Origin of the sequence: Staphylococcus kloosii (assembly GCF_032139365.1) — a bacterium.
GTDB classification, from domain to species: domain Bacteria; phylum Bacillota; class Bacilli; order Staphylococcales; family Staphylococcaceae; genus Staphylococcus; species Staphylococcus kloosii_A.
The window spans coordinates 1-21,339 of the sequence record NZ_JAVTDB010000050.1 but is presented as its reverse complement, the minus strand read 5'-3'; the positions used below and the strand labels follow the sequence as shown (position 1 = coordinate 21,339).

Annotated in this window: 23 protein-coding genes; 19 read left to right on the top strand and 4 right to left on the bottom strand. The window is 32.8% G+C overall.

Annotated features, from left to right (window positions below; genetic code table 11):
• The first annotated feature begins 112 nt into the window (after positions 1-112).
• The 7 genes from RPL90_RS06710 (at position 113) to RPL90_RS06680 (ending at position 5,985) form a co-directional block, all read left to right on the top strand.
• A complete protein-coding gene (locus RPL90_RS06710; protein WP_313547110.1) occupies positions 113-823 on the top strand; it encodes a FadR/GntR family transcriptional regulator in 711 nt (236 codons plus the stop codon).
• A gap of 423 nt (positions 824-1,246) precedes the next feature.
• Positions 1,247-2,185: a type I phosphomannose isomerase catalytic subunit gene (locus RPL90_RS06705; protein ID WP_313547107.1), complete on the top strand. Its 939-nt coding sequence runs from the start codon at positions 1,247-1,249 to the stop codon at positions 2,183-2,185.
• A gap of 24 nt (positions 2,186-2,209) precedes the next feature.
• The gene (locus RPL90_RS06700) at positions 2,210-2,443 is read left to right on the top strand and encodes a hypothetical protein (RefSeq protein WP_313547104.1); all 234 of its coding nucleotides are present in this window, start codon (positions 2,210-2,212) and stop codon (positions 2,441-2,443) included.
• A 138-nt stretch (positions 2,444-2,581) separates the two neighbouring features.
• A complete protein-coding gene (locus RPL90_RS06695) occupies positions 2,582-3,952 on the top strand; it encodes an EVE domain-containing protein (RefSeq protein WP_313547101.1) in 1,371 nt (456 codons plus the stop codon).
• A gap of 173 nt (positions 3,953-4,125) precedes the next feature.
• On the top strand, positions 4,126-4,509 hold the full coding sequence (locus tag RPL90_RS06690; protein ID WP_313547098.1) for a thiol-disulfide oxidoreductase DCC family protein: 384 nt from the start codon (positions 4,126-4,128) through the stop codon (positions 4,507-4,509).
• 18 nt (positions 4,510-4,527) lie between these two features.
• Positions 4,528-5,394, top strand: coding sequence for a ribokinase (gene rbsK / locus RPL90_RS06685; protein WP_313547096.1), 867 nt, complete (start codon positions 4,528-4,530; stop codon positions 5,392-5,394).
• Between the two features lie 144 nt (positions 5,395-5,538).
• Positions 5,539-5,985: a Dps family protein gene (locus tag RPL90_RS06680; RefSeq protein ID WP_313547094.1), complete on the top strand. Its 447-nt coding sequence runs from the start codon at positions 5,539-5,541 to the stop codon at positions 5,983-5,985.
• A gap of 33 nt (positions 5,986-6,018) precedes the next feature.
• Here the strand turns inward: RPL90_RS06680 and deoD are convergent, their stop codons facing one another.
• Complete coding sequence (gene deoD / locus RPL90_RS06675) at positions 6,019-6,729, bottom strand: purine-nucleoside phosphorylase (RefSeq protein ID WP_313547092.1); 711 nt, start codon at positions 6,727-6,729, stop codon at positions 6,019-6,021.
• A gap of 232 nt (positions 6,730-6,961) precedes the next feature.
• Here deoD and deoC point away from each other — a divergent pair, with 232 nt between their 5' ends.
• The 4 genes from deoC (at position 6,962) to RPL90_RS06655 (ending at position 10,545) form a co-directional block, all read left to right on the top strand.
• On the top strand, positions 6,962-7,624 hold the full coding sequence (gene deoC, locus RPL90_RS06670) for a deoxyribose-phosphate aldolase (RefSeq protein WP_313547090.1): 663 nt from the start codon (positions 6,962-6,964) through the stop codon (positions 7,622-7,624).
• Between the two features lie 69 nt (positions 7,625-7,693).
• The gene (locus tag RPL90_RS06665; protein ID WP_313547088.1) at positions 7,694-8,995 is read left to right on the top strand and encodes a pyrimidine-nucleoside phosphorylase; all 1,302 of its coding nucleotides are present in this window, start codon (positions 7,694-7,696) and stop codon (positions 8,993-8,995) included.
• 12 nt (positions 8,996-9,007) lie between these two features.
• Complete coding sequence (gene deoB, locus RPL90_RS06660; protein WP_313547087.1) at positions 9,008-10,195, top strand: phosphopentomutase; 1,188 nt, start codon at positions 9,008-9,010, stop codon at positions 10,193-10,195.
• Positions 10,195-10,545, top strand: a complete 351-nt coding sequence (locus tag RPL90_RS06655; RefSeq protein WP_313547085.1) for a DoxX family protein — start codon at positions 10,195-10,197, stop codon at positions 10,543-10,545. Before deoB ends, RPL90_RS06655 begins: the two co-directional genes overlap by 1 nt.
• Before the next feature lie 64 nt (positions 10,546-10,609).
• Here the strand turns inward: RPL90_RS06655 and RPL90_RS06650 are convergent, their stop codons facing one another.
• A complete protein-coding gene (locus RPL90_RS06650) occupies positions 10,610-11,080 on the bottom strand; it encodes an S-ribosylhomocysteine lyase (protein ID WP_313547083.1) in 471 nt (156 codons plus the stop codon).
• Between the two features lie 264 nt (positions 11,081-11,344).
• On the opposite strand from RPL90_RS06650, the gene RPL90_RS06645 reads away from it, so the two are divergent.
• The 3 genes from RPL90_RS06645 to RPL90_RS06635 all read left to right on the top strand — a co-directional run bounded on the left by RPL90_RS06645 (position 11,345) and on the right by RPL90_RS06635 (position 14,481).
• Entirely contained in the window at positions 11,345-12,523 is a 1,179-nt protein-coding gene (locus RPL90_RS06645) for a M20 family metallopeptidase (RefSeq protein WP_313547081.1), read from the top strand.
• A 2-nt stretch (positions 12,524-12,525) separates the two neighbouring features.
• Positions 12,526-13,716, top strand: a complete 1,191-nt coding sequence (ldmS, locus tag RPL90_RS06640) for an L-aspartate--L-methionine ligase LdmS (RefSeq protein ID WP_313547079.1) — start codon at positions 12,526-12,528, stop codon at positions 13,714-13,716.
• Between the two features lie 99 nt (positions 13,717-13,815).
• Positions 13,816-14,481 (top strand): DUF2750 domain-containing protein, encoded by a 666-nt coding sequence (locus RPL90_RS06635; protein ID WP_313547077.1) that lies wholly within the window; start codon positions 13,816-13,818, stop codon positions 14,479-14,481.
• An 80-nt stretch (positions 14,482-14,561) separates the two neighbouring features.
• On the opposite strand, the gene coaW is transcribed toward RPL90_RS06635, so the two are convergent.
• On the bottom strand, positions 14,562-15,359 hold the full coding sequence (coaW, locus tag RPL90_RS06630) for a type II pantothenate kinase (protein WP_313547075.1): 798 nt from the start codon (positions 15,357-15,359) through the stop codon (positions 14,562-14,564).
• Between the two features lie 89 nt (positions 15,360-15,448).
• Between coaW and RPL90_RS06625 the strand changes: the two genes are divergently transcribed.
• From RPL90_RS06625 to RPL90_RS06610, 4 genes are all read left to right on the top strand, one after another.
• The gene (locus RPL90_RS06625) at positions 15,449-15,814 is read left to right on the top strand and encodes a VOC family protein (protein WP_313547073.1); all 366 of its coding nucleotides are present in this window, start codon (positions 15,449-15,451) and stop codon (positions 15,812-15,814) included.
• A gap of 79 nt (positions 15,815-15,893) precedes the next feature.
• Positions 15,894-16,754, top strand: coding sequence for a GNAT family N-acetyltransferase (locus RPL90_RS06620; protein WP_313547071.1), 861 nt, complete (start codon positions 15,894-15,896; stop codon positions 16,752-16,754).
• A 111-nt stretch (positions 16,755-16,865) separates the two neighbouring features.
• Positions 16,866-17,417, top strand: a complete 552-nt coding sequence (rpoE, locus tag RPL90_RS06615) for a DNA-directed RNA polymerase subunit delta (RefSeq protein ID WP_313547068.1) — start codon at positions 16,866-16,868, stop codon at positions 17,415-17,417.
• A 336-nt stretch (positions 17,418-17,753) separates the two neighbouring features.
• Positions 17,754-19,370, top strand: coding sequence for a CTP synthase (locus RPL90_RS06610; protein ID WP_313547065.1), 1,617 nt, complete (start codon positions 17,754-17,756; stop codon positions 19,368-19,370).
• Positions 19,371-19,651: 281 nt separating this feature from the next.
• On the opposite strand, the gene RPL90_RS06605 is transcribed toward RPL90_RS06610, so the two are convergent.
• The gene (locus tag RPL90_RS06605) at positions 19,652-20,173 is read right to left on the bottom strand and encodes a DUF2529 family protein (protein WP_313547063.1); all 522 of its coding nucleotides are present in this window, start codon (positions 20,171-20,173) and stop codon (positions 19,652-19,654) included.
• Positions 20,174-20,384: 211 nt separating this feature from the next.
• Between RPL90_RS06605 and fdaB the strand changes: the two genes are divergently transcribed.
• Positions 20,385-21,245 carry a class IIb fructose-bisphosphate aldolase FdaB gene (fdaB, locus tag RPL90_RS06600; protein ID WP_313547060.1) on the top strand — a complete coding sequence of 287 codons (861 nt, stop codon included), beginning with the start codon at positions 20,385-20,387 and terminating at the stop codon, positions 21,243-21,245.
• Positions 21,246-21,339 lie beyond the last annotated feature (94 nt).

Here is a 21,339-nt window from a genome sequence, read left to right as displayed (position 1 = left end):
TTAATTCTATTAATAGATGAATTAACTCACTTTTTTTTGTAAAATAAAAGAAATAGAATTGATACATACTAAAATAAATGTTAAAGATGAATGTGACGTGCGGAGGTATTTTATGAAAATTTCAAATTCAAAAATATATGAACAGGTAGCTGATTTGCTATTAGAACAAATTAAATCAGATGAATTTAAGATTGGTGACAAGCTACCATCAATTCAAAAATTAGCTACAACATATGGGGTGAGTGTAGCATCTATAAGAGAGGCATTGAATGCGTTAAGAACGATAGGTGTTATTGAGATAAAACAAGGGTATGGCACAATCGTTAAACAAAAAGAACCAACATTCTTTGAGATAGGCGAGAAGTTTAATTCGTTAGATCAAATCAAAGAATTATTAGAATTACGACAAATTATTGAAAGTGCAACTGTAGCGAAAGCTGCTAAAATGCGTACTAATGAAGATTTAAAAACAATGCGTCATTATTTAAACGAAATGGAAAAAGCAGTTTCTGATGGAACATCTGGAGAAGAAGCCGATTTAGATTTTCATTTAACTATAGCAAAAGCTACTAATAATTCATTACTTGTAGATTTAATGAATAATATTTCAGAATTAATGAAAGATTCTATGAAAGAGACGCGTAAAATTTTCATCTACAGTAGACAAAAAACGATGGAAATATTACAAGATGAACATGAAAAAATATTTAATGCGATAGAACAACAAGATGATAATTTAGCAACTCAATGTATGAATACACATTTAACAACAGTCATCAATACTATTTTAGCGAATTTTAATGAAAAGAATAACGCATTTTAATGATTGTATATTATTTTAATAACTAGAAAAAAGCCCAAACTTTTTAAAGTTTGGGCTAGCAAATTTTATAGTTTTGGAAAGCTATCACACTTTCCAATAGCAAATTATTAATCATGAATTACCTTATACGTAAGACCGATATAGTTTAAAGCTTTAAACTATAGTTTTATTATAATAGTATCTACAACATATTATCAACCACATAATAGTTTAAATTTACACTTGAGCTTGGTAATATCCGCTTTCATAACATAGATAATATAAAGATTATACTACTAAAGTGTTCTGACTATTGATATAATACTAAATGAATTAATTTAGATGTCATTTTTATTTGTAACTATGAACTACGAATGTATAACGATAACATTCAAGTTATATGGACGGTAATTATTAAATTAAGTGACTCTCGGAGGTGTAGCAATGCCATTATTTTTACGACCTGTTTTTCATACAAAGGTATGGGGAGGTAGCAACTTAGAACAATTAGGATACACTTTACCTAATCACAATATTGGGGAAGCATGGGGGATTTCTGCACATCCAAATGGTAATTGTGAAATTATAAACGGGCCACATAAAGGCGAAACTTTAAATGAAATTTGGACAAATCATAGAGAATTATTTGGTGACTTTCCGAGTAAAGATTTTCCGCTCCTGACTAAAATAGTGGATGCCACTAAACCTTTGTCTATACATGTTCATCCAGATGACGCATATGCTTATGAAAATGAAAATGGACAGTATGGTAAATCTGAATGTTGGTATATCATAGATGCACAGGAAAATGCAGAAATTATATATGGACTGAATGTGGTTTCTACTGAAGAAGCTAAAAGTAAAGTATCAACACAAGATTTTACTAATTTATTTCATAAGATAAAAGTGCAAGCCGGTGAGTTTTACTTTATTCCTGCTGGCACAGTTCACTCAATTGGTGAAGGTATTATTGCATACGAAACAGCGCAAGCTTCAGACGTCTCATATAGATTATATGATTATGAGCGCCAACCACTTGAAGGTGAAAACAGAGAGCTACAAGTAGATAAAGCAACAGATGTAATAGAAGTATTTAATGAAAACATGAACATTACGCCGGATACGGAAATGGTCGAAAACCATAGATTGACTAAGCTTGTGTCGAACGACTTTTTTACGATTGTTAAGTGGGATATATCTGGCACGTTGAATTATATGAAGCCTAGAGAGTTTGTGCTTGTATCGATTTTAAAAGGTGAGGGCCAAGTAATTATTGACGGTGATATATACAATATTAAGGGTGGCAATAATTTTATTTTGACTTCTGATGATTTAGACACGGTTTTTGAAGGCGGATTTGAAATTATTATTAGTTATCTGTAAAAAATCTCAAGAGAGGTGACTGGCATGTATAAATTTTTATACGTTGCGTTAGCATGTGGATTGATTTCTGGTGCTGGAGTGTTCTTACATATACCTCGATATCCATCGTTGATTTTTCCAATGTTAGTTGCTTTATTAGGTATTATAAGTACGTTAATAACAATTCCTAATAAAGAAATAAGTGGCATGTTAAAACTAGGTGGTATATTAATTAATATTATGCCGCTATTAGGTTCTTTTACGATGCTAAATAGTTAATGTGTAATTAATGTCATATTTACTGTTGTCAAAGACAACAACCATAAACTTTAACGCATAAAGTTTATGGTTGTTTGAATAACATAATATGAATATAATGGGAAAGATATAAAATTTACAGAGTTAGGAGTATCATAAATGTCAGAGGGAACAAGCTATTTTTGGTTAAATTGTGGCTATAATCGCTGGAATCACAATGAACCACTTGTAGGTCAAACTACATTATTCGAGTCAGGTGCACAGTTTAATCCATCGCAAGGCTTTCGTGCATTTAAGCAGGCTAAAGTAGGAGATAAAGTTATCTTCTATCAAGTACAAATGGATACTGGATTATTAGGCTATGGTGAGATAACTAGCGTGCAAACTGGTGCACAAAATAAAACTCGTGTACATTTTGAACTTAAAGCTCAATTAAAACCATTAACGGCTGATTATCTTAAACGTAGCGAGCGTTTAGAATTCAGAATGAGCAATATGAAAGAAACACTGTTTAATCAAATTACTAAAGAAGAGTTCGATTTAATTGTTAACCTTGGTACAGGCGATATTAAAGTGCCGAGATATTTCTTTGTGTCAGAAACAGAAGATTTTGAAGAAGGCGAAACATATACTTTATTTACCCATACATATAATGGTATTAAAAGAAATGGTTATCATTTTTATACACAACTTGAACAAGGCGATAAAGTAGTGTTTTACGATAAGCATAAAGATCAATCAGTTATCGGTTTAGGTGAAATTACGCGTCATATCCATGAAAAACCACCAATTTCCGGTAGAACAAATAGTACCGCCATTGAAGTGTATTATGAAAAAGATATTACGCCAGTGTCATTATCAACACTAAATAAACACCCTAAATTGAAAAATCTTTACTTTTTACAAGAGAATACGAAACAAGCGATCGCCAGTTTATCTGAGACACAATATGAATCTATTGTCGACATGAGTGAAAATAATGGCTTGAAGCCACAATTTGAATCTGTTAGCAATGAACAAATGATTACAGAACAAGATGAAGATTTAAAACCATTTATCTTGTTAGTCGTAGAACCTGGTGAGCCAGGTTTAAAAGCCGCTGAAGATTTGTTACAAAAAACGAATGCGCATCCTGTAATTACAACGGGACATCCTGATTTTACCGAAGATATGTTATATGGTAAGTACTTACCTAACGAAGCAGGTGCCCTATATTTTAGAGAAGGCTTTATTACAGAATTAATGCCTAGAAAAGATAAAAGTTATCTTGTCATAGATAATTTTAATCGTATAGATCCGACCATATTTCAAGCATTTATCAATGTATTAGAAGGTTATGAAGTAACAATGCCTCGATATAATAAAGATGGTAATATGATTAAATGGTCGCGAAAAAAAGATTCGTTTTATCATTTTAACCCTAATTGGCATATTGTTGGCGTTACTTATGAAAGTTTAAATGATATAAAAAATCATTATTCAGAACAATTTTTAAAATACACTCGTATAGTTAGAGTAAATCAAGATTAATTACTAGTTATAATAAGAGGTTGAAACATCATCTATGTTTCAATCTCTTATTTTTTGCATTTTAAAAAATATGAAGTTTTAGTGACACGTGTTTTTATGAGTAGCTAAAAATGATTTAAAGTTTATACAAATGGATATAATATAAATAAGTAAATAAAAGTGAGGTGTTTATTGTGCCAATTATTTATTATGACGGTGGATGTGTTTATTGCTATAACTTTGCTATTTGGTTAATTCAAAACGGCTTATCTACGCGTTATCAATTTGCTACTTTAAAAGGTTCAACAGGTCAACAGCTACAACAAGAATATCCAGCAGCGAGACGTTTTGATAGTGTGATATTGCAAGAAGGTGATCGTTTACAATTCAAATCAGATGCTATTGCAACATTGATTACGTCATTAACTAATTATAAATGGCTAGGTGTATTAATTAGACTTACACCTAAATTTATTCGTGATTTTGGCTATAATTTATTCGCAAACAATAGAAATAGTATGTGGAAAACACATTGGCATAAACCGGATGACTATGAACAATCATTCTTTATAGATTAATTTAAGTGGAGGCAAACAATGAATCATATCATCGTAGTTGGTAGTTCATCAATTGATTTAGTAGTCAGTACAACTAAAATCCCTAACGCAGGAGAGACAGTATTAGGAGAATCGTTTTTTACTACTCCAGGAGGTAAAGGGGCAAATCAAGCAGTCGCTGCAGCTAGATTGTCTGCTGAAGTGTACATGATAGGCGCAGTAGGTAATGATGCTTATGGTACACAAATTATAGATAATCTAAAAGCTAATAATGTTAATACCGATTATATGGATACAATTGAAAATGTACAAACGGGTACAGCACATATAACTTTATACGAAGAAGACAATCGTATAATCGTAGTTCCGGGTGCTAACAATCATATTAAACCCGACACGGTGATACCTAAGTTGGCCAAATTTAATAGTGGTGACATTATTATATTGCAGCAAGAGATCCCATCTGACACGGTTGATGTCATTGTTAAATACGCCCATGATAATAACTTAAAGGTTATTTTAAACCCTGCACCATACAGAGTGTTATCACAAGAAACTATTGATAGCGTAACTTATTTAACACCGAATGAAAGCGAAAGTGAGTTGCTTTTTGGTAATGATTTAGAAAAAGTAATTGCTAATTATCCTAATAAGTTGATTGTAACGCGTGGTGATCAAGGTGCAGTTTACTTTGATACCACATTGCGAAACATCGCTGGTTATAAGCAAAAAGTAGTCGATACCACTGGCGCAGGAGATACGTTTAATGGCGCACTCGCTGTAGCATTAATTGAGAAAATGGAACTAGCAGATGTCATTGATTTTGCAAATATTGCTGGAAGTTTATCTGTAACTCAACTAGGTGCACAAGGCGCTATGCCTTACCGTCAAGATTTAAATGATTAAATAAAATTGATTTGTAATATCGACAAACAGATTAGAATAATTTTAATTTTCTTTCGTTACATCTTTACAGATTAGAATCATTATAATATAATAATCATTACAATAAACTTCGAAATAAATAAACAAATAAAGGAGTAATTAAATATGACAAGCAATACACAAGTAGTAGAAGTATTAAATAAACAAGTTGCAAACTGGACAGTAGCATTCACAAAATTACACAATTTCCATTGGTATGTTAAAGGACCAAACTTCTTCTCATTACACACAAAATTTGAAGAATTATACGATGAAGCTAGTCAATATATTGATGATTTAGCAGAACGTATTTTGGCAGTAGGTGGGAATCCAGTTGCTACATTAAAAGAAAGTTTAGATATTTCTATTATTGAGGAAGCTAGTAAAGGCTATAAAGCTGAAGAAATGGTAGCAGAACTGTCTCAAGATTTTACAAATGTTGCTAAACAATTAGATGAAGCCATTGAAGTTGCTTCAAATGCAGACGATGATGTTACTGAAGATATGTTTATCGGTATGCAAACAAACATCGAAAAACATAACTGGATGTTAAAATCATATTTAGGTCAATAATAAAAAAAGCAACCGCTCAAACGGTTGCTTTTTTTATTCAGCGATTTCTAATGCGATTTCCATCATTTGTGTAAAGGAATTTTGTCTTTCTTCAGCGGTAGTTGCTTCATCTTTTAAGATATGATCACTTACAGTAAAGATACCTAATGCTTTTTTATTGGCATAAGTTGCGTTTAAATATAATGCGGCAGATTCCATTTCAATACCTAAAATCCCCATACGCTGCCATTGATCATTAAAAGTACTGTCAGCATTATAAAAAGTATCAGATGATAAAATATTACCGACATGACTCGTAGCACCTATAGCGTCAGCTTGTTGCTTCGCTTTTAACATTAAATCAAAGTCAGCTAATGGCGCAAAGTGCCCAGGAATATTGTATTGATCTACATAACTTGAATTAGTAGAGGCGCCTTGAGCAATAATAATATCATAAAGGTTAACATCATTTTGTAAAGCGCCACATGAACCAATACGAATAATTGTTTCAACATTAAAAAAGTTATAAAGTTCATAGGAATAAATTCCGATACTTGGAATGCCCATACCAGATCCCATTACCGAAACTTCTTTCCCTTTATACGTTCCTGTATAACCAAACATGTTACGTACTTCGTTAAATTGTTCTACATTCTCTAAGAAATTTTCTGCAATATATTTAGCACGTAGTGGATCGCCAGGCATTAAAACAGTTTTAGCGATTTTTTTCCCATTTGGTGAAATGTGCGGTGTCCCTTTAGTCATAGTTAATCTTCTCCTTTAATATCATTCTTTAAAATAAAGATAACATTTGTTTATATTTTTTGCTATTTTTTGTAAAATATTATATGAATAAACATTTATAAAATGTTTGACAAAAATGAAAATTAGTAGCTATTAGAGACTTAAAATTATAAAATTAAGATGAACTAAACTAAGCAAATCATAGTTTGATTTTATTAGGTTACATTTTATAAGCACATTAGGAGGATTTTATATGAATTATGCAAAATATATAGACCACACATTATTAAAACCTGAATCTACAAAAGAACAAATTGATAACATCATCAGCGAAGCTCGTGAATATGAATTTAAATCTGTATGTATCAATCCTACGCATGTGAGTCATGCTGCACAACAACTTGTAGACACTAAAGTATTAGTTTGTACTGTGATTGGTTTTCCTTTAGGGGCAACTACTACAGCCACTAAAGTTTTTGAAACGGAAGATGCAATAAAAAATGGTGCTGATGAAATTGATATGGTGATAAATATTGGCGCTCTTAAAGATGGACGTTTTGAAGAAGTTCAAAAAGATATTGAAGGTGTAGTAGGTGCAGCAAACGGTAAAACAGTTAAAGTTATTATCGAAACTTGTTTATTAACTGAGGATGAAAAAGTTAAAGCATGTGAATTAAGCCAAGCTGCAGGTGCGAATTTTGTTAAAACTTCTACTGGTTTTGCTGGCGGAGGAGCGACGCCAGAAGATGTTAAATTAATGAAACAAACTGTTGGTGACAACCTTGAAGTAAAAGCTTCAGGTGGTGTGCGTAACTTAGATGATTTTAATGTTATGTTAGATGCAGGTGCAACACGTATTGGTGCCAGTGCTGGTGTACAAATTATTCAAGGTTTAGAAAGTGATTCAGACTATTAATAACGGTAATTTATAAAGTAACAATAATTATTTGGGAATATTAAACAACACGATGGGGAGGCTTTTTTTATGAGAATGGTTGATATTATTGAAAAGAAAAGAGACGGGAATGCTTTAACAAAAGAAGAAATCGAATTTTTTATCGCAGGTTATACGAAAGGTGATATACCTGATTATCAGGCTTCGAGTTTAGCAATGGCTATTTTCTTTCAAGATATGAACGAAGATGAACGTGCTGCACTAACAATGGCAATCGTTAATTCGGGAGATGTTATCGACTTATCTAATATCGAAGGTATTAAAGTAGATAAACATTCTACTGGAGGTGTCGGTGATACGACAACTTTAGTATTAGCTCCGCTTGTTGCTTCTGTAGGTGTACCTGTAGCTAAAATGAGTGGGAGAGGACTAGGACACACTGGTGGTACAATTGATAAATTAGAATCCATTGATGGTTTTCATGTCGAAATATCAGAAGATAAATTCACGCAACTCGTTAATGAAGCAAAAGTCGCTGTTATTGGCCAATCTGGTAATTTAACGCCAGCCGATAAAAAATTATACGGTTTACGTGACGTTACTGGGACTGTCAATTCTATACCGTTAATTGCGTCATCTATTATGAGTAAAAAAATCGCAGCCGGTGCCGATGCAATTGTCTTAGACGTTAAAACAAGTAACGGTGCTTTCATGAAAACTATTGAAGAAGCGGAGGCTTTAGCCCATGCAATGGTAAGCATTGGGAATAACGTAGGTCGTAAGACAATGGCTATTATTTCTGATATGAGTCAACCACTTGGTAATGCAATTGGTAACGCACTAGAAGTTAAAGAAGCAATTGAAACTTTACAAGGTAAAGGACCTCAAGATTTAACGGATTTAGTATTAACTTTAGGTTCACAAATGGTTGTCCTAAGTAACAAAGCTAAAGACTTAAAACAAGCAGAAGCTATGCTAAAAGAAGCAATTGATAATGGCGCGGCTTTAGAAAGCTTCAAAACGTTTTTAACTAATCAAGACGGTGATGCTTCAGTTGTCGATGATGTTTCTAAGTTACCTCAAGCGCAATACCAAATTGAATTACCTGCACAACAAAACGGTGTTGTAACTGAAATTATTGCTAATGAAGTTGGTGTTGCATCTATGATGTTAGGCGCAGGTAGACAAACAAAAGAAGACGATATTGATCTTAGTGTAGGTATTGTTTTGAACAAAAAAATTGGTGACCAAGTTAAAGAAGGTGAATCATTATTAACGATTCATTCTAACAGTGAAGATGTTAATAACGTTAAAGAAAAATTAAACAACAGTATCACTATTAGTAAACAAGGTAGCAATCCAACATTAATCCACAAAATAATTACTGAATAAGGAGTGAGCGCTATGACTTCACCTTTTAAAAGAATCCATCTTATAGTTATGGATTCGGTAGGCATTGGAGAAGGTCCAGACGCAGCAGCATTTAATGACGTAGGGAGTCACACATTAAAACATACGCTAGAAGGCTTTGAGCAAGATTTACCTAACCTAGAAAAATTAGGTCTCGGTAATATCGAAGATTTACCAGTTGTAAATAAAGTCACAAAGCCTCAAGCTTTTTACACTAAGATGAGTGAAGCCTCTGTAGGTAAAGATACAATGACAGGTCATTGGGAAATCATGGGCTTGAATATCATGCAACCTTTTAAAGTTTATCCAAAAGGATTTCCAAAAGAGTTAGTAGATGAGATTGAATCAATGACTGGACGTAAAGTTGTTGCAAATATTCCTGCTTCAGGTACTGCGATTATTGATGAGTGGGGCGAGCATCAAATGAAGACAGGTGATTTAATCGTTTATACCTCTGCAGACCCTGTATTACAAATTGCTGCACATGAAGATGTTATACCGTTAGAAGAATTATATGATATTTGTGAAAAAGTTCGCGAATTAACTAAAGATCCTAAATATTTAATTGGACGTATTATTGCGAGACCATACGTAGGCGAACCAGGTAATTTCACTCGTACTTCAAATCGGCATGACTATGCCTTAAAACCATTCGGGAAAACAGTTATGAATGAATTGAAAGAAGCAAACTATGATGTTATCGCTTTAGGTAAAATTAACGATATATATGATGGTGAAGGCGTAACTCAAGCAATTCGTACAAAAAATAATATGGACGGCATGGATAAACTAATCGAAACAGTACAACAAGATTTTAATGGCCTTAGCTTTTTAAATTTAGTTGATTTTGATGCACAATTTGGACATCGAAGAGATAAACCAGGTTATGCGCAAGCGATAAAAGATTTTGACAATCGCCTACCGGAACTTATCGATAATTTAAAAGAAGATGATTTAGTCATCATCACTGCTGACCATGGTAATGACCCAACTGCTGATGGTACTGATCACACACGTGAATATATTCCAGTGTTAATGTTTAGTCCCAAAATTACCGACTATCATGAATTAGCTCAAGACGATACATTTAGTTCGATTGGTGCTACGATAGCAGATAATTTTGGCGTGCCATTACCAGAATATGGAAGAAGTTATTTAACAGAATTAGGGGTAGAAAAATAATGAAAATAATAAGAATAATTTTAGGAGCAATGTTCTCAATCATAGGATTGTTACATTTTAAAGATGAACAGTCATTTAGAAAAATTGTACCTGATTATTTGCCACTGAGAAAAACAGCCGTGTTAGTATCAGGTGTCGTTGAAATCATAATTGGTATTTATTTTATTTTGAAAAGACCATCTAATCTTTTCAAAAAATTAACCAATTTATTCTTAATCTCAGTAATGCCAGCAAATATTTACATGGCACGTAAATCGTTACCATTAGGTAATAAACAATTACCTCAATGGATGCTATATGCACGTATTCCATTACAATTTGTATTAATAAAAACAATAACTAAGCTATAAATTAATTGCATAAAAATAACCTGACGGATATAACAATTATTCGTCAGGTTATTTTTAATTTTATTTATTTTGCATCGCTAAAAACTTCGCTCCATTGTTGACGTTCATTTAAAAATGCTTGCGCAATTTCTTTTGCACCATCTAATGAGTGACTTGCTGCCCATCCGCATTGTACTTCATTGCATGCAGGGACTTCAGTTGCTTGTAAAACATCTTTTAATGTTAATTCCACGATGTTAAGTACGTCCTCGTAATCATCATGGTTAATAAAAGACGCATAGAAACCAGTTTGACAACCCATTGGACTTACGTCTACTACTTTATCAGAATGATTTCTAATATTTTCAGCCATTAAATGTTCTAATGAGTGTAAACCTGGCATGTCCATATGCGCTTTGTTAGGTTGTTTGAATCGAATATCATACTTATGAATAACGTCGCCGTTAAGTCCTTCCATAGTGCCAGCTAAGCGTATAAAAGGTGCAACTACTTTAGTGTGATCTAAGTTAAAACTTTCAACATTCATTTTTGGCATGTGAATTCCTCCTATTGAGTCAATAATGTAATTGTAACAAGTGATAAATAGATTTACAATTGCCGTCAACGATTACTACAGGCTTTGTACATAAATAAATTTTTGAATATTAAGAAAAAGTGATGACAAAAATTTACAAAACCGATAGAATAAGTAATAATTCGTGAGCGTTTTGTACAATTTAATATTCAACAAGATGCAAAATGTTTGGAAAAAGAATGATGTGTGAATTGATAAAAACAATGAAAGTAGGGTGAAGATAGTATGGAAAATAAACAAGTTATTTTAGATTATATAGAAAATGAAAAGTTAAATTATATAGAAATGAGTCATCAAATACATCAACGCCCAGAGCTTGGGAATGAAGAAATTTTTGCTTCTAGAACTTTAATTGAACATTTAAAAGCGCAAGGCTTTGAAATAGAAACAGATATAGCTGGTCATGCCACTGGTTTTATTGCTAGATATGATAGTGGTAAAAGTGGGCCAACTATAGGCTTTTTAGCAGAATATGATGCTTTACCAGGGTTAGGACATGCTTGCGGCCATAATATTATTGGCACGGCGAGTGTATTAGCTGGGACTGCGTTAACTAAAACAATAGAGAATATTGGTGGTAAGGTAGTTGTTTTAGGGTGTCCTGCTGAAGAAGGTGGCGTCAATGGTAGCGCAAAAGCGTCCTATGTTAACGAAGGTGTTATAGATGAGATAGATGTGGCACTTATGGTTCATCCAGGTAATGAAACGTATAAAACGATTAATACTTTAGCGGTAGATGTTTTAGACATTAAATTTTATGGTAAAAGTACACACGCGTCAGAAAATGCACATGAAGCATTAAACGCTTTAGATGCGATGATTTCGTATTTTAATGGCGTGGCACAGCTAAGACAACATATTAAGAAGAATCAACGTGTACATGGTGTCATTCTTGATGGCGGTAAAGCTGCGAATATTATTCCAGACTATACGCATGCAAGATTTTATACGCGTTCTACGTCGCGCAAAGAGTTAGATATCTTAACTGAAAAAGTAGGGCAAATTGCCAAAGGTGCAGCACTTCAAACAGGTTGTGATTATGAATTTGGCCCTATACAAAACGGCGTAAATGAATTTATTAGAACTACTCAATTAGATGAATTATTCGCTAAATATGCTACTGAAATGGATGAAGATGTGATAGATGATGATTTTGGATATGGTTCAACAGATACAGGAAACGTTAGCCATGTCGTTCCAACTATTCATCCACACATTAAAATTGGTTCGAAAAATCTAGTTGGTCACACCCATCGTTTCAGAGAAGCGGCGGCAAGTTCTCACGGGGACCAAGCACTAATTAGAGGCGGAAAAATATTAGCATTAATGGGATTAGAATTAATTGACAATAAAAAATTATTTGAAGAGATTGTTGAAGAGCATCAACATGCAAAGGGGCACTGATTATGAAGAAAAAAAGTTCGCTTAGCACGAAGTTAACACTTAGCGATCTTTACCATAAGGATACGGTTTATACTTCAAGACCTTCATATGTTACTAATCCATGGTTAGAACCTGAAGAACACCAATCTAACTTTTTGACAGGTAGGGAATTACTCATCGCTAATAATATGCCAGTTATTGTTCACGAAGCGAGTGTAACAGATAAATTAGCGCAATTATTCGAAGTAATAGGAACCCAAATACCGAGTAGCATATACAAATTTAAAGACAAACTTTCTTATGAATCTTTAATTCAAAAATTAGCACATGAATATGATAAGAGAATATACTTCCAATATATTCATGACGAACAAGTGTTATCTAAAGCATTTTATGCATTAGATAAAGATGTTTTTGTAGCATTAAATAATAAAGCTAAAATTCCACAATGGACTAACGGTCGTTTTTTACCTCAAAGGCAAGTTATAGCTTTGCGAGATTTCGAAGAGGAAGTCGAACAATGGGAGTTTCCTTTTGTTATTAAACCTGGCGATGATTTACCTACAGCTGGTGGCTATGGCGTTATGATTTGCTACAATGACAATGATTTAGCACAAGCTAAAAAACGAGTTGCTAAAGCACAAAATGAAACTAATAATTTAATTATTGAACAAAAAATTGAAGCGGTAGATAATTATTGTGTGCAATTCGCATATTCTGAAGAAACAGGCTTGCAATATATTGGGTCTGCAGAGCAACTTACAAATGAGTACGGATTTTATAATGGTAATCAAAATGCGCAAGATGTACCTGATAAAGTTATCGAAGCGGGTAAAGAAATTATGCGTAATGGTATAAAAGAAGGATTTATAGGTGTTGCAGGATTTGATTTATTAGTAGATGACAAAGGTGATATCTACGCAATAGATTTAAACTTCAGGCAAAATGGTTCTACGAGCTTATTACTTCTAGAGCCTGCTTTAACAAATGGTTATCATAAATTTTATAGTTATATTGCGCCAAATAGTAATGAGCAATTTTTCAGAACTGTTCTTAAATATGTAAGAAAAGGGGTTCTGTTCCCTTTAGCATATTATGATGGAGATTGGTTTCAAGACATGCATGTACCATCGCGATTTGGGTGTATTTGGCATGCTGAAACAAAACAACAAGTTGAAGACTATGAAAAAGCGTTTTTAAGTGAAATTGAGTAGATAAATGCCTTATGTCGTTATACAATTTGCCGTCATTGACGAGTGCGACAAAGTTAAGATATATTTTAACTATAATATATAAAGAATTGGGGTGCAGAAATGTCTTACAAAACAAAAGAATTTTACCAAGATATACTTGTAACAGAAAAAATTTTCTTAGCCACTAAAAAAGGCAAAATAATCAAACAAGATATTCTAGGTAAAAATGTCATTGCAATTTGGACACGAAAAGAAGTGGCAGAGCAATATTTATCTAAACTCAATGTAGAATATGACGAGTTAAAAACTTTAGACATTGATAAGTTTGTTACTTATGAAATGGATGAAATTTTTGAAGCGCATGAAGAAGTTATTATTAATCCAACTTCTAATAACGATGGCGAACTAGTAGAAATTGAAGCATGTACTGATGAATTAATGACTGATTTGGATAATATTCGCATTAAAGAATTTAATAATACAATTGCAAAATCGGACTCAGTTTATGGTCTAACGTCACAAAATCAACAACAATTTATTTTAATTAGTGATGACGAACATGAAAGACCTAATATTATGCCTGTGTGGAGTGTCAAAACACAAGCTGAAAAAGTAAGAGATGAAGACTTTGAAGAGTGTGATATTATAGAAGTTGAAGGCGAAGTATTCGTGGATTGGCTCGACGTTTTAAGAGATGATCACAAAGCTGTTGCCATAGACTTAAAACCTGGCGTTATAGGTACGGTGACATCTGCTCAAGCTCTATCAGATAAACTTACTATATAAGCAGTCTTAATATTTTTTATAGCTATAAAAAGAGTGGTAATCACAATGTCTATGCATGTGATTACCACTTTTTTGTTATGTTATAAGTTAAGACAACCTAGCGCACCTGAAAAAGCGCCATGTTCAACATAATAAGGCTTAAATCCTCTTAAAATTGTATAATCTTCAACTACTTTTCTTAACAAAAAGTTATTGTGGAATGAAGACCCTATATATACAACATGTTCTGTATTATGTTCTCTAGCTACCGTAATCGCTATAGTTGTTATTACCTCACCAACGAGTCCAGTGACACATGCCAATTTATCAGCTTTAGTAAATGTTGAATCGATATTATGCAATACATTACCAAAATTAGCTGCAGTTAAATCACCAGGTATTGGGGGTTCGGTATTTTCATATATATGCTTAACTTTTAAATCAATAAGTTCTCTATTACCATTTTGTGCTATATTAGTTAATGCTTCATAGTCTTTGATACCACTTAATAAATAGCCTAAGCCTTGAATCATTCCGCCACCAGCACCGATACCGCCAACGCGTGACTGTTTAATACCATCGGAGTAATGTAACGATGTACCCGTACCCACATTAGTAAAAATATAATGATCTAAATAATGCCCTTGCTCTTTAAGTAAAATATTTAGTCCAATTGCCGCTGCATCAAATTCTACAAAAGTTCGAGTAGAACAATTTAATTGTTGATTGATCGTTGCAGCATGCCCGCCCGTTAAGCTAATATTCTCACAGTTATGATTGTTTAACCACTTTATAACTTTATCAATTTCTGTCGTAGCTATCGTTTGGTATTCTCTGTAATCATCGTGTTGTATAACTATTTTAATCAGTGTGCCACCCGCATCAATACCAATTTTCATTGAAGAATCCCCCTAAAAAATTTACATTATAACTAATAATATAATAAAATATTGGAAAATAACATATGAGTTAAGGAGAAATTTAAAAGATGCAATTAAGTCCATATATTACTGTCGAAAATGTCAAAGAAGCTATTGATTTTTATCAAAGTGCATTTGGCGGAGAAGTTAAAATATTAAATAAAGCTAAAGAAAATGTATTGCATGCTGAATTACATGTTTCAACAGGGGTGATACTACATTTATCTAGTAATTATGGCAAACCGTATAGTAATGAAAATACTGATATCATTTTGACTTTTGATGACTTAGCCACACAAGAACAAGTTTATAATGCTTTAAGTGTAGAAGGTGATCCGCATATGCCGTTAGAAAAAACATTCTTTAACGCGATGCACGGGCAAGTTAAAGACAAATATGGTGTCAATTGGTTAATGAATTGCTTTTTAAAATAAAGTTAATGCTTAAACAAAGGGTTAAATTTTTTAGTTTAGTGGTAATGAATAATTAAATAAAACGCATAGGGGTTTAATTATGGTTATTAAGAAACAATTTAAAAACATTAAAGTTCAACAATTTGAAGAGCAATATCGTCAAGCGCTATATGATTTTAAATTAAGTGATAGGCAACAAATATATTCGTCTTTACCGAAAGTTGTGTTAGAGGATGCATTAACTGATGAGAACAGAATTGCTAATATTGTTTTAAATGAAGTAGATCAAGTCGTAGGATTTTTTGTACTACATCAATTTTATCAACACGAAGGCTACGATACACCAGAACAGGTCGTTTATATACGGTCATTATCTATCAATGAAACTTTTCAAGGAAATGGTTATGGTACGCAAATTATGATGTTTATACCACAATATGTACAAACCGTATTTCCAGATTTCAATCACCTTTATTTAGTTGTAGATGCTGAAAATAAAGGAGCTTGGAATTTATATGAACGCGCAGGATTTATGCACACCGCGACTAAAGAAGAAGGTCCAATAGGTAAAGAACGTTTATATTATTTAGATTTGGATGCCAAATATGTGTCATCTTTATCATTAGTTTTAAATGATGAAGAATATAAATACGGCATCAATATTATAGATTTAATAAAAGATGGTTCGAAAGTTGGATTTATTGCAGTGGAACAACACGAAAATAGACTTAATATTACCTCGATAGAAGTTGATGCTTCGGAGCGTTTGAACGGGATTGCTCAGAGTGCACTGAGACAACTACCCACATTCGTTAGGAAAAATTTCAAAGGTATAAATATTATAACGATAACGTTATATGGTGAGCGAAATGAATTAAAACCTTTATGTTTAAATAGTAATTTTGTTGCTTTCGAAGAAGGGGATGATTTTGTTATCTTCGAAAAGTATATAAATTATTAATACTGATTGCGTAATCATTGTTTGTCCTTTATAATTTAGATTTGTTACTATTAATCAAGTGAAATGTGTTTATAAATGTGAGAAAAGCGTGCGAAAGGAAGTAAATGAGCTATGAAAATACAAGATTATACTAAAGAGATGGTTGATGAAAAATCATTTATCGATATGGCATATAGCCTATTAAATGAAAAAGCAGATACAATGAATTTATATGATATCATTGATGAATTCAAAACAATTGGTCACTATGAAGATAATGAAATTGAAAATAGAATTGTACAATTCTATACTGACTTGAACACTGATGGTCGTTTCTTAAACGTAGGAGAAAACGTATGGGGATTACGTGACTGGTATTCAGTAGACGACATTGAAGAAAAAATTGCACCAACTATTCAAAAATTTGATATCTTAGACAAAGACGACGAAGAAGACAAAAATCTTAAACTATTAGGCGAAGACGAACGCGACGATGATGACAATATTCCTAATGCAACTGACGATCAAGAAGGTTTAAATGATCCTGAAGATGAAGAAGTAGAAGAAGAAATCAATGATTCTGAAATTGTTATTGAAGAAGACGATGAGGAATTAGATGATGAAGAATTAGACGAAGAAGACGAAGAATATGATGAAGAAGAAGAGGAAGAATACGAAGAGTAATTCTTGATATGCAATTGACTTTTTCTGTGAACATGATAAAATTTTATTCGGGCTCCTTTAATTAGGACGACGTGTATTAATTTTATACGCTCCCCCTTACAAATTTGTGAGAGGGAGCGTTTTTTTATTTTTTAAATAAACTTATTAGTAGCTTGATTTTAGCAAAAGAAGTAGTGTTTGCGCTTAAGTTTTTATACATAATATAAAAAAGCGAACAAGCACTAACAACGCTTTTGGTGTATTATTGTTAAAATGAATCACCCCCTATCAGAAAGGTATTAAACCCTAAGAAAAATACAATATTAAAAGGTTGTTTGAATAACAGGAGGATTAGAAATGACAAAATTTATTTTTGTAACCGGTGGTGTAGTTTCCTCACTTGGTAAAGGTATTACGGCAGCTTCTTTAGGTAGATTATTAAAAGATCGTGGATTAAAAGTAACAATTCAAAAATTTGATCCATATTTAAACGTGGACCCAGGTACAATGAGTCCATATCAACATGGTGAAGTATTTGTCACTGATGATGGGGCAGAAACTGATTTAGACTTAGGTCACTATGAAAGATTTATCGATATTAATTTGAATAAATATTCTAACGTAACGGCTGGGAAAGTATATTCACATGTTCTAAAAAAAGAGCGTCGTGGTGACTATTTAGGTGGTACTGTTCAAGTTATCCCTCATATTACGAATGAAATTAAAGAACGACTATTGTTAGCAGGCGAAAGTACAAATGCTGACGTAGTTATTACAGAAATTGGCGGTACAACTGGTGATATCGAATCTTTACCATTTATTGAAGCAATTAGACAAATAAGAAGTGATTTAGGTAGAGAAAATGTAATGTATGTTCACTGTACTTTATTACCTTATATTAAAGCCGCTGGTGAAATGAAAACGAAACCGACACAACATAGTGTGAAAGAGTTGCGTGGTTTAGGCATTCAACCAGATTTAATTGTTGTTAGAACTGAATTTGAAATGACTCAAGATTTAAAAGATAAAATAGCATTATTCTGTGATATTAATAAAGCAAGTGTGATTGAATGTCGTGATGCTGATTCATTATATGAAATTCCATTACAATTAAGTAAACAAGACATGGATGATATTGTAATCGAACGTTTACAATTAAAACCAAAATACGAAACACAATTAGATGAATGGCAATATTTATTAGATACAGTAAATAGTTTAGATGGAAAAATTACTATCGGTTTAGTTGGTAAATATGTAAGTCTACAAGATGCTTATTTATCAGTAGTTGAATCGTTAAAACATGCGGGTTACCCATTTAAAAAAGATGTTGTTGTAAAATGGATAGATTCAAGTGAAGTTACAGACGAAAATGTTAGTGATTATCTAGCAGATGTAGATGGTGTACTTGTGCCTGGTGGCTTTGGATTCCGTGCTAGTGAAGGTAAAATTTCAGCTATTAAATATGCTAGAGAAAATAATGTGCCATACTTTGGTATCTGTCTAGGTATGCAATTAGCAACAGTTGAATTTGCGCGTCACGTTATTGGATTAGAAGGTGCACATTCAGCAGAATTAGATCCTAACACACCATATCCAATCATTGATTTACTACCCGAACAAAAAGATATTGAAGATTTAGGTGGTACTTTACGCTTAGGTTTATATCCATGTAAAATCCAACCAAATACTTTAGCACATCGTATTTACAATTTATCAGATATAGAAGAAAGACATCGTCATCGTTATGAATTTAACAATGATTATCGTCAACAACTTGAAGATAATGGTATGGTCTTCTCAGGTACGAGTCCAGATGGTAGATTAGTAGAAATGGTAGAAATACCTACAAATGATTTCTTTGTAGCGTGTCAATTCCACCCAGAATTTTTATCTAGACCAAACCGTCCACAACCCATCTTCAAATCATTTATTGAAGCTGCTTTAAAACAAAGACAAAAACAAGTTAATTAATAAACAAAACATTAGAACTCCATATTTTGATATACAAAACGGGAGTGGGTTTAAATTTTGTTTTTATAAGAAGATTTTGTAGTCCGCCCCGGCAAGGATGACTAGCGTTGAAAGCCACTTGACACAAGCGCACTTTCAATTCAGACATCTACTGCCCATATAAAAGTAGAGCCTGTAGACAATGATGTCTCAGGCTCGTTTACTTTTTCTTTGTGCAAATTTATGGTGAGTCAAATCTCTAACAAAAAATACGATTTGTTATACAGTAGGTGACCTATCAACTAAAGTTCTAGATCTCGTGACATTTCTATCATTTGTGTATAAATTTCATAATAAATATAATTAAAGGACATCGTATGTGGAGTAATAATTTTATCGTAGTCCTCCGTGTAGATAATAGGTCTAGAGGTATTTAAGTTAACAAAATGAAACAGATGATCAGGAAAATCGGTTTCTTTTGGTTTATTAGTAATGAGTACAAAGTCTGCATCCAAGTCGATTAACGCTTCGACATCGCTTTTAACCTTTTCAGTATAATAAGGAGCGAATAAAAACACTCTGTCTGTCGTATCAATTGGGGTATTAGCAATCGTGTCCGTTATAATTAGGCTTGATTCTAATTTTTCATTACTGTTAACGATATACGATTCAAAAAATTTTAAATCATCATATCCTTTAACATACACGTTACCTTCACCGCCAATGGCTTGAACGACACATTGCGCTGCCATTTGAATATCTAGCGCTTGATCTTCTAATCTATTAAAAATCCCATTTAATTGTGTATTTAAAATTTTAGACATGAATATCCTCCATTCTTTCTCCATCATCATATTGTATAAAAGTGCCTAATATAATGCAATAATACGTTTTCTAAACTTATATGATAATATTTAAATGTAATAAGCATATGAAAATTAATTAAAATTATTGAATTTGCATGCATTCAAGTCCAAATTTTGATATAATATAATAGTAAAAATACGTGCACATTGCACCCAAGGAGGAACTTTAATGCCTTTAGTTTCAATGAAAGAAATGTTAATCGATGCAAAAGAAAATGGTTATGCGGTTGGTCAATACAACTTAAATAACTTAGAATTTACACAAGCTATACTACAAGCTTCTCAAGAAGAGAATGCACCAGTAATTTTAGGTGTATCTGAAGGTGCCGCTCGCTACATGGGTGGATTTTATACTGTAGTGAAAATGGTTGAAGGTTTATTACATGACTTTAACATTACAATTCCTGTAGCTATCCACTTAGACCACGGTTCAAGCTTTGAAAAATGTAAAGAAGCAATTGACGCTGGTTTCACATCAGTAATGATTGATGCTTCTCACGCTCCATTTGAAGAAAATATTGAAATTACTTCAAAAGTAGTTGAATACGCTCATGAAAATGGTGTATCAGTTGAAGCTGAATTAGGAACTGTTGGCGGACAAGAAGATGACGTTGTAGCTGAAGGCGTTATTTATGCTGACCCTAAAGAATGTCAAGAACTAGTCGAAAGAACTGGAATTGACACATTAGCACCAGCACTTGGTTCAGTACACGGACCATATAAAGGTGAACCAAAATTAGGTTTCAAAGAAATGGAAGAAATTGGTGCTTCTACTGGTTTACCATTAGTATTACATGGTGGTACTGGTATCCCGACTAAAGATATTCAAAAAGCAATCCCTTATGGTACTGCTAAAATAAATGTAAATACTGAAAACCAAATTGCTTCTGCACAAGCTGTTCGTGATGTATTAAATGCAGACAATGAAGTCTATGACCCACGTAAATATTTAGGGCCTGCACGTGAAGCAATCAAAGAAACAGTAAAAGGTAAAATTAGAGAGTTTGGAACTTCTAATCAAGCTAAATAATTAAAGCTAAAAACAGCTATTATATATAAGTATAATAGCTGTTTTTTTATGTTATAATTAACGCATTATATATTGAAATATGAGTTTAGAATTC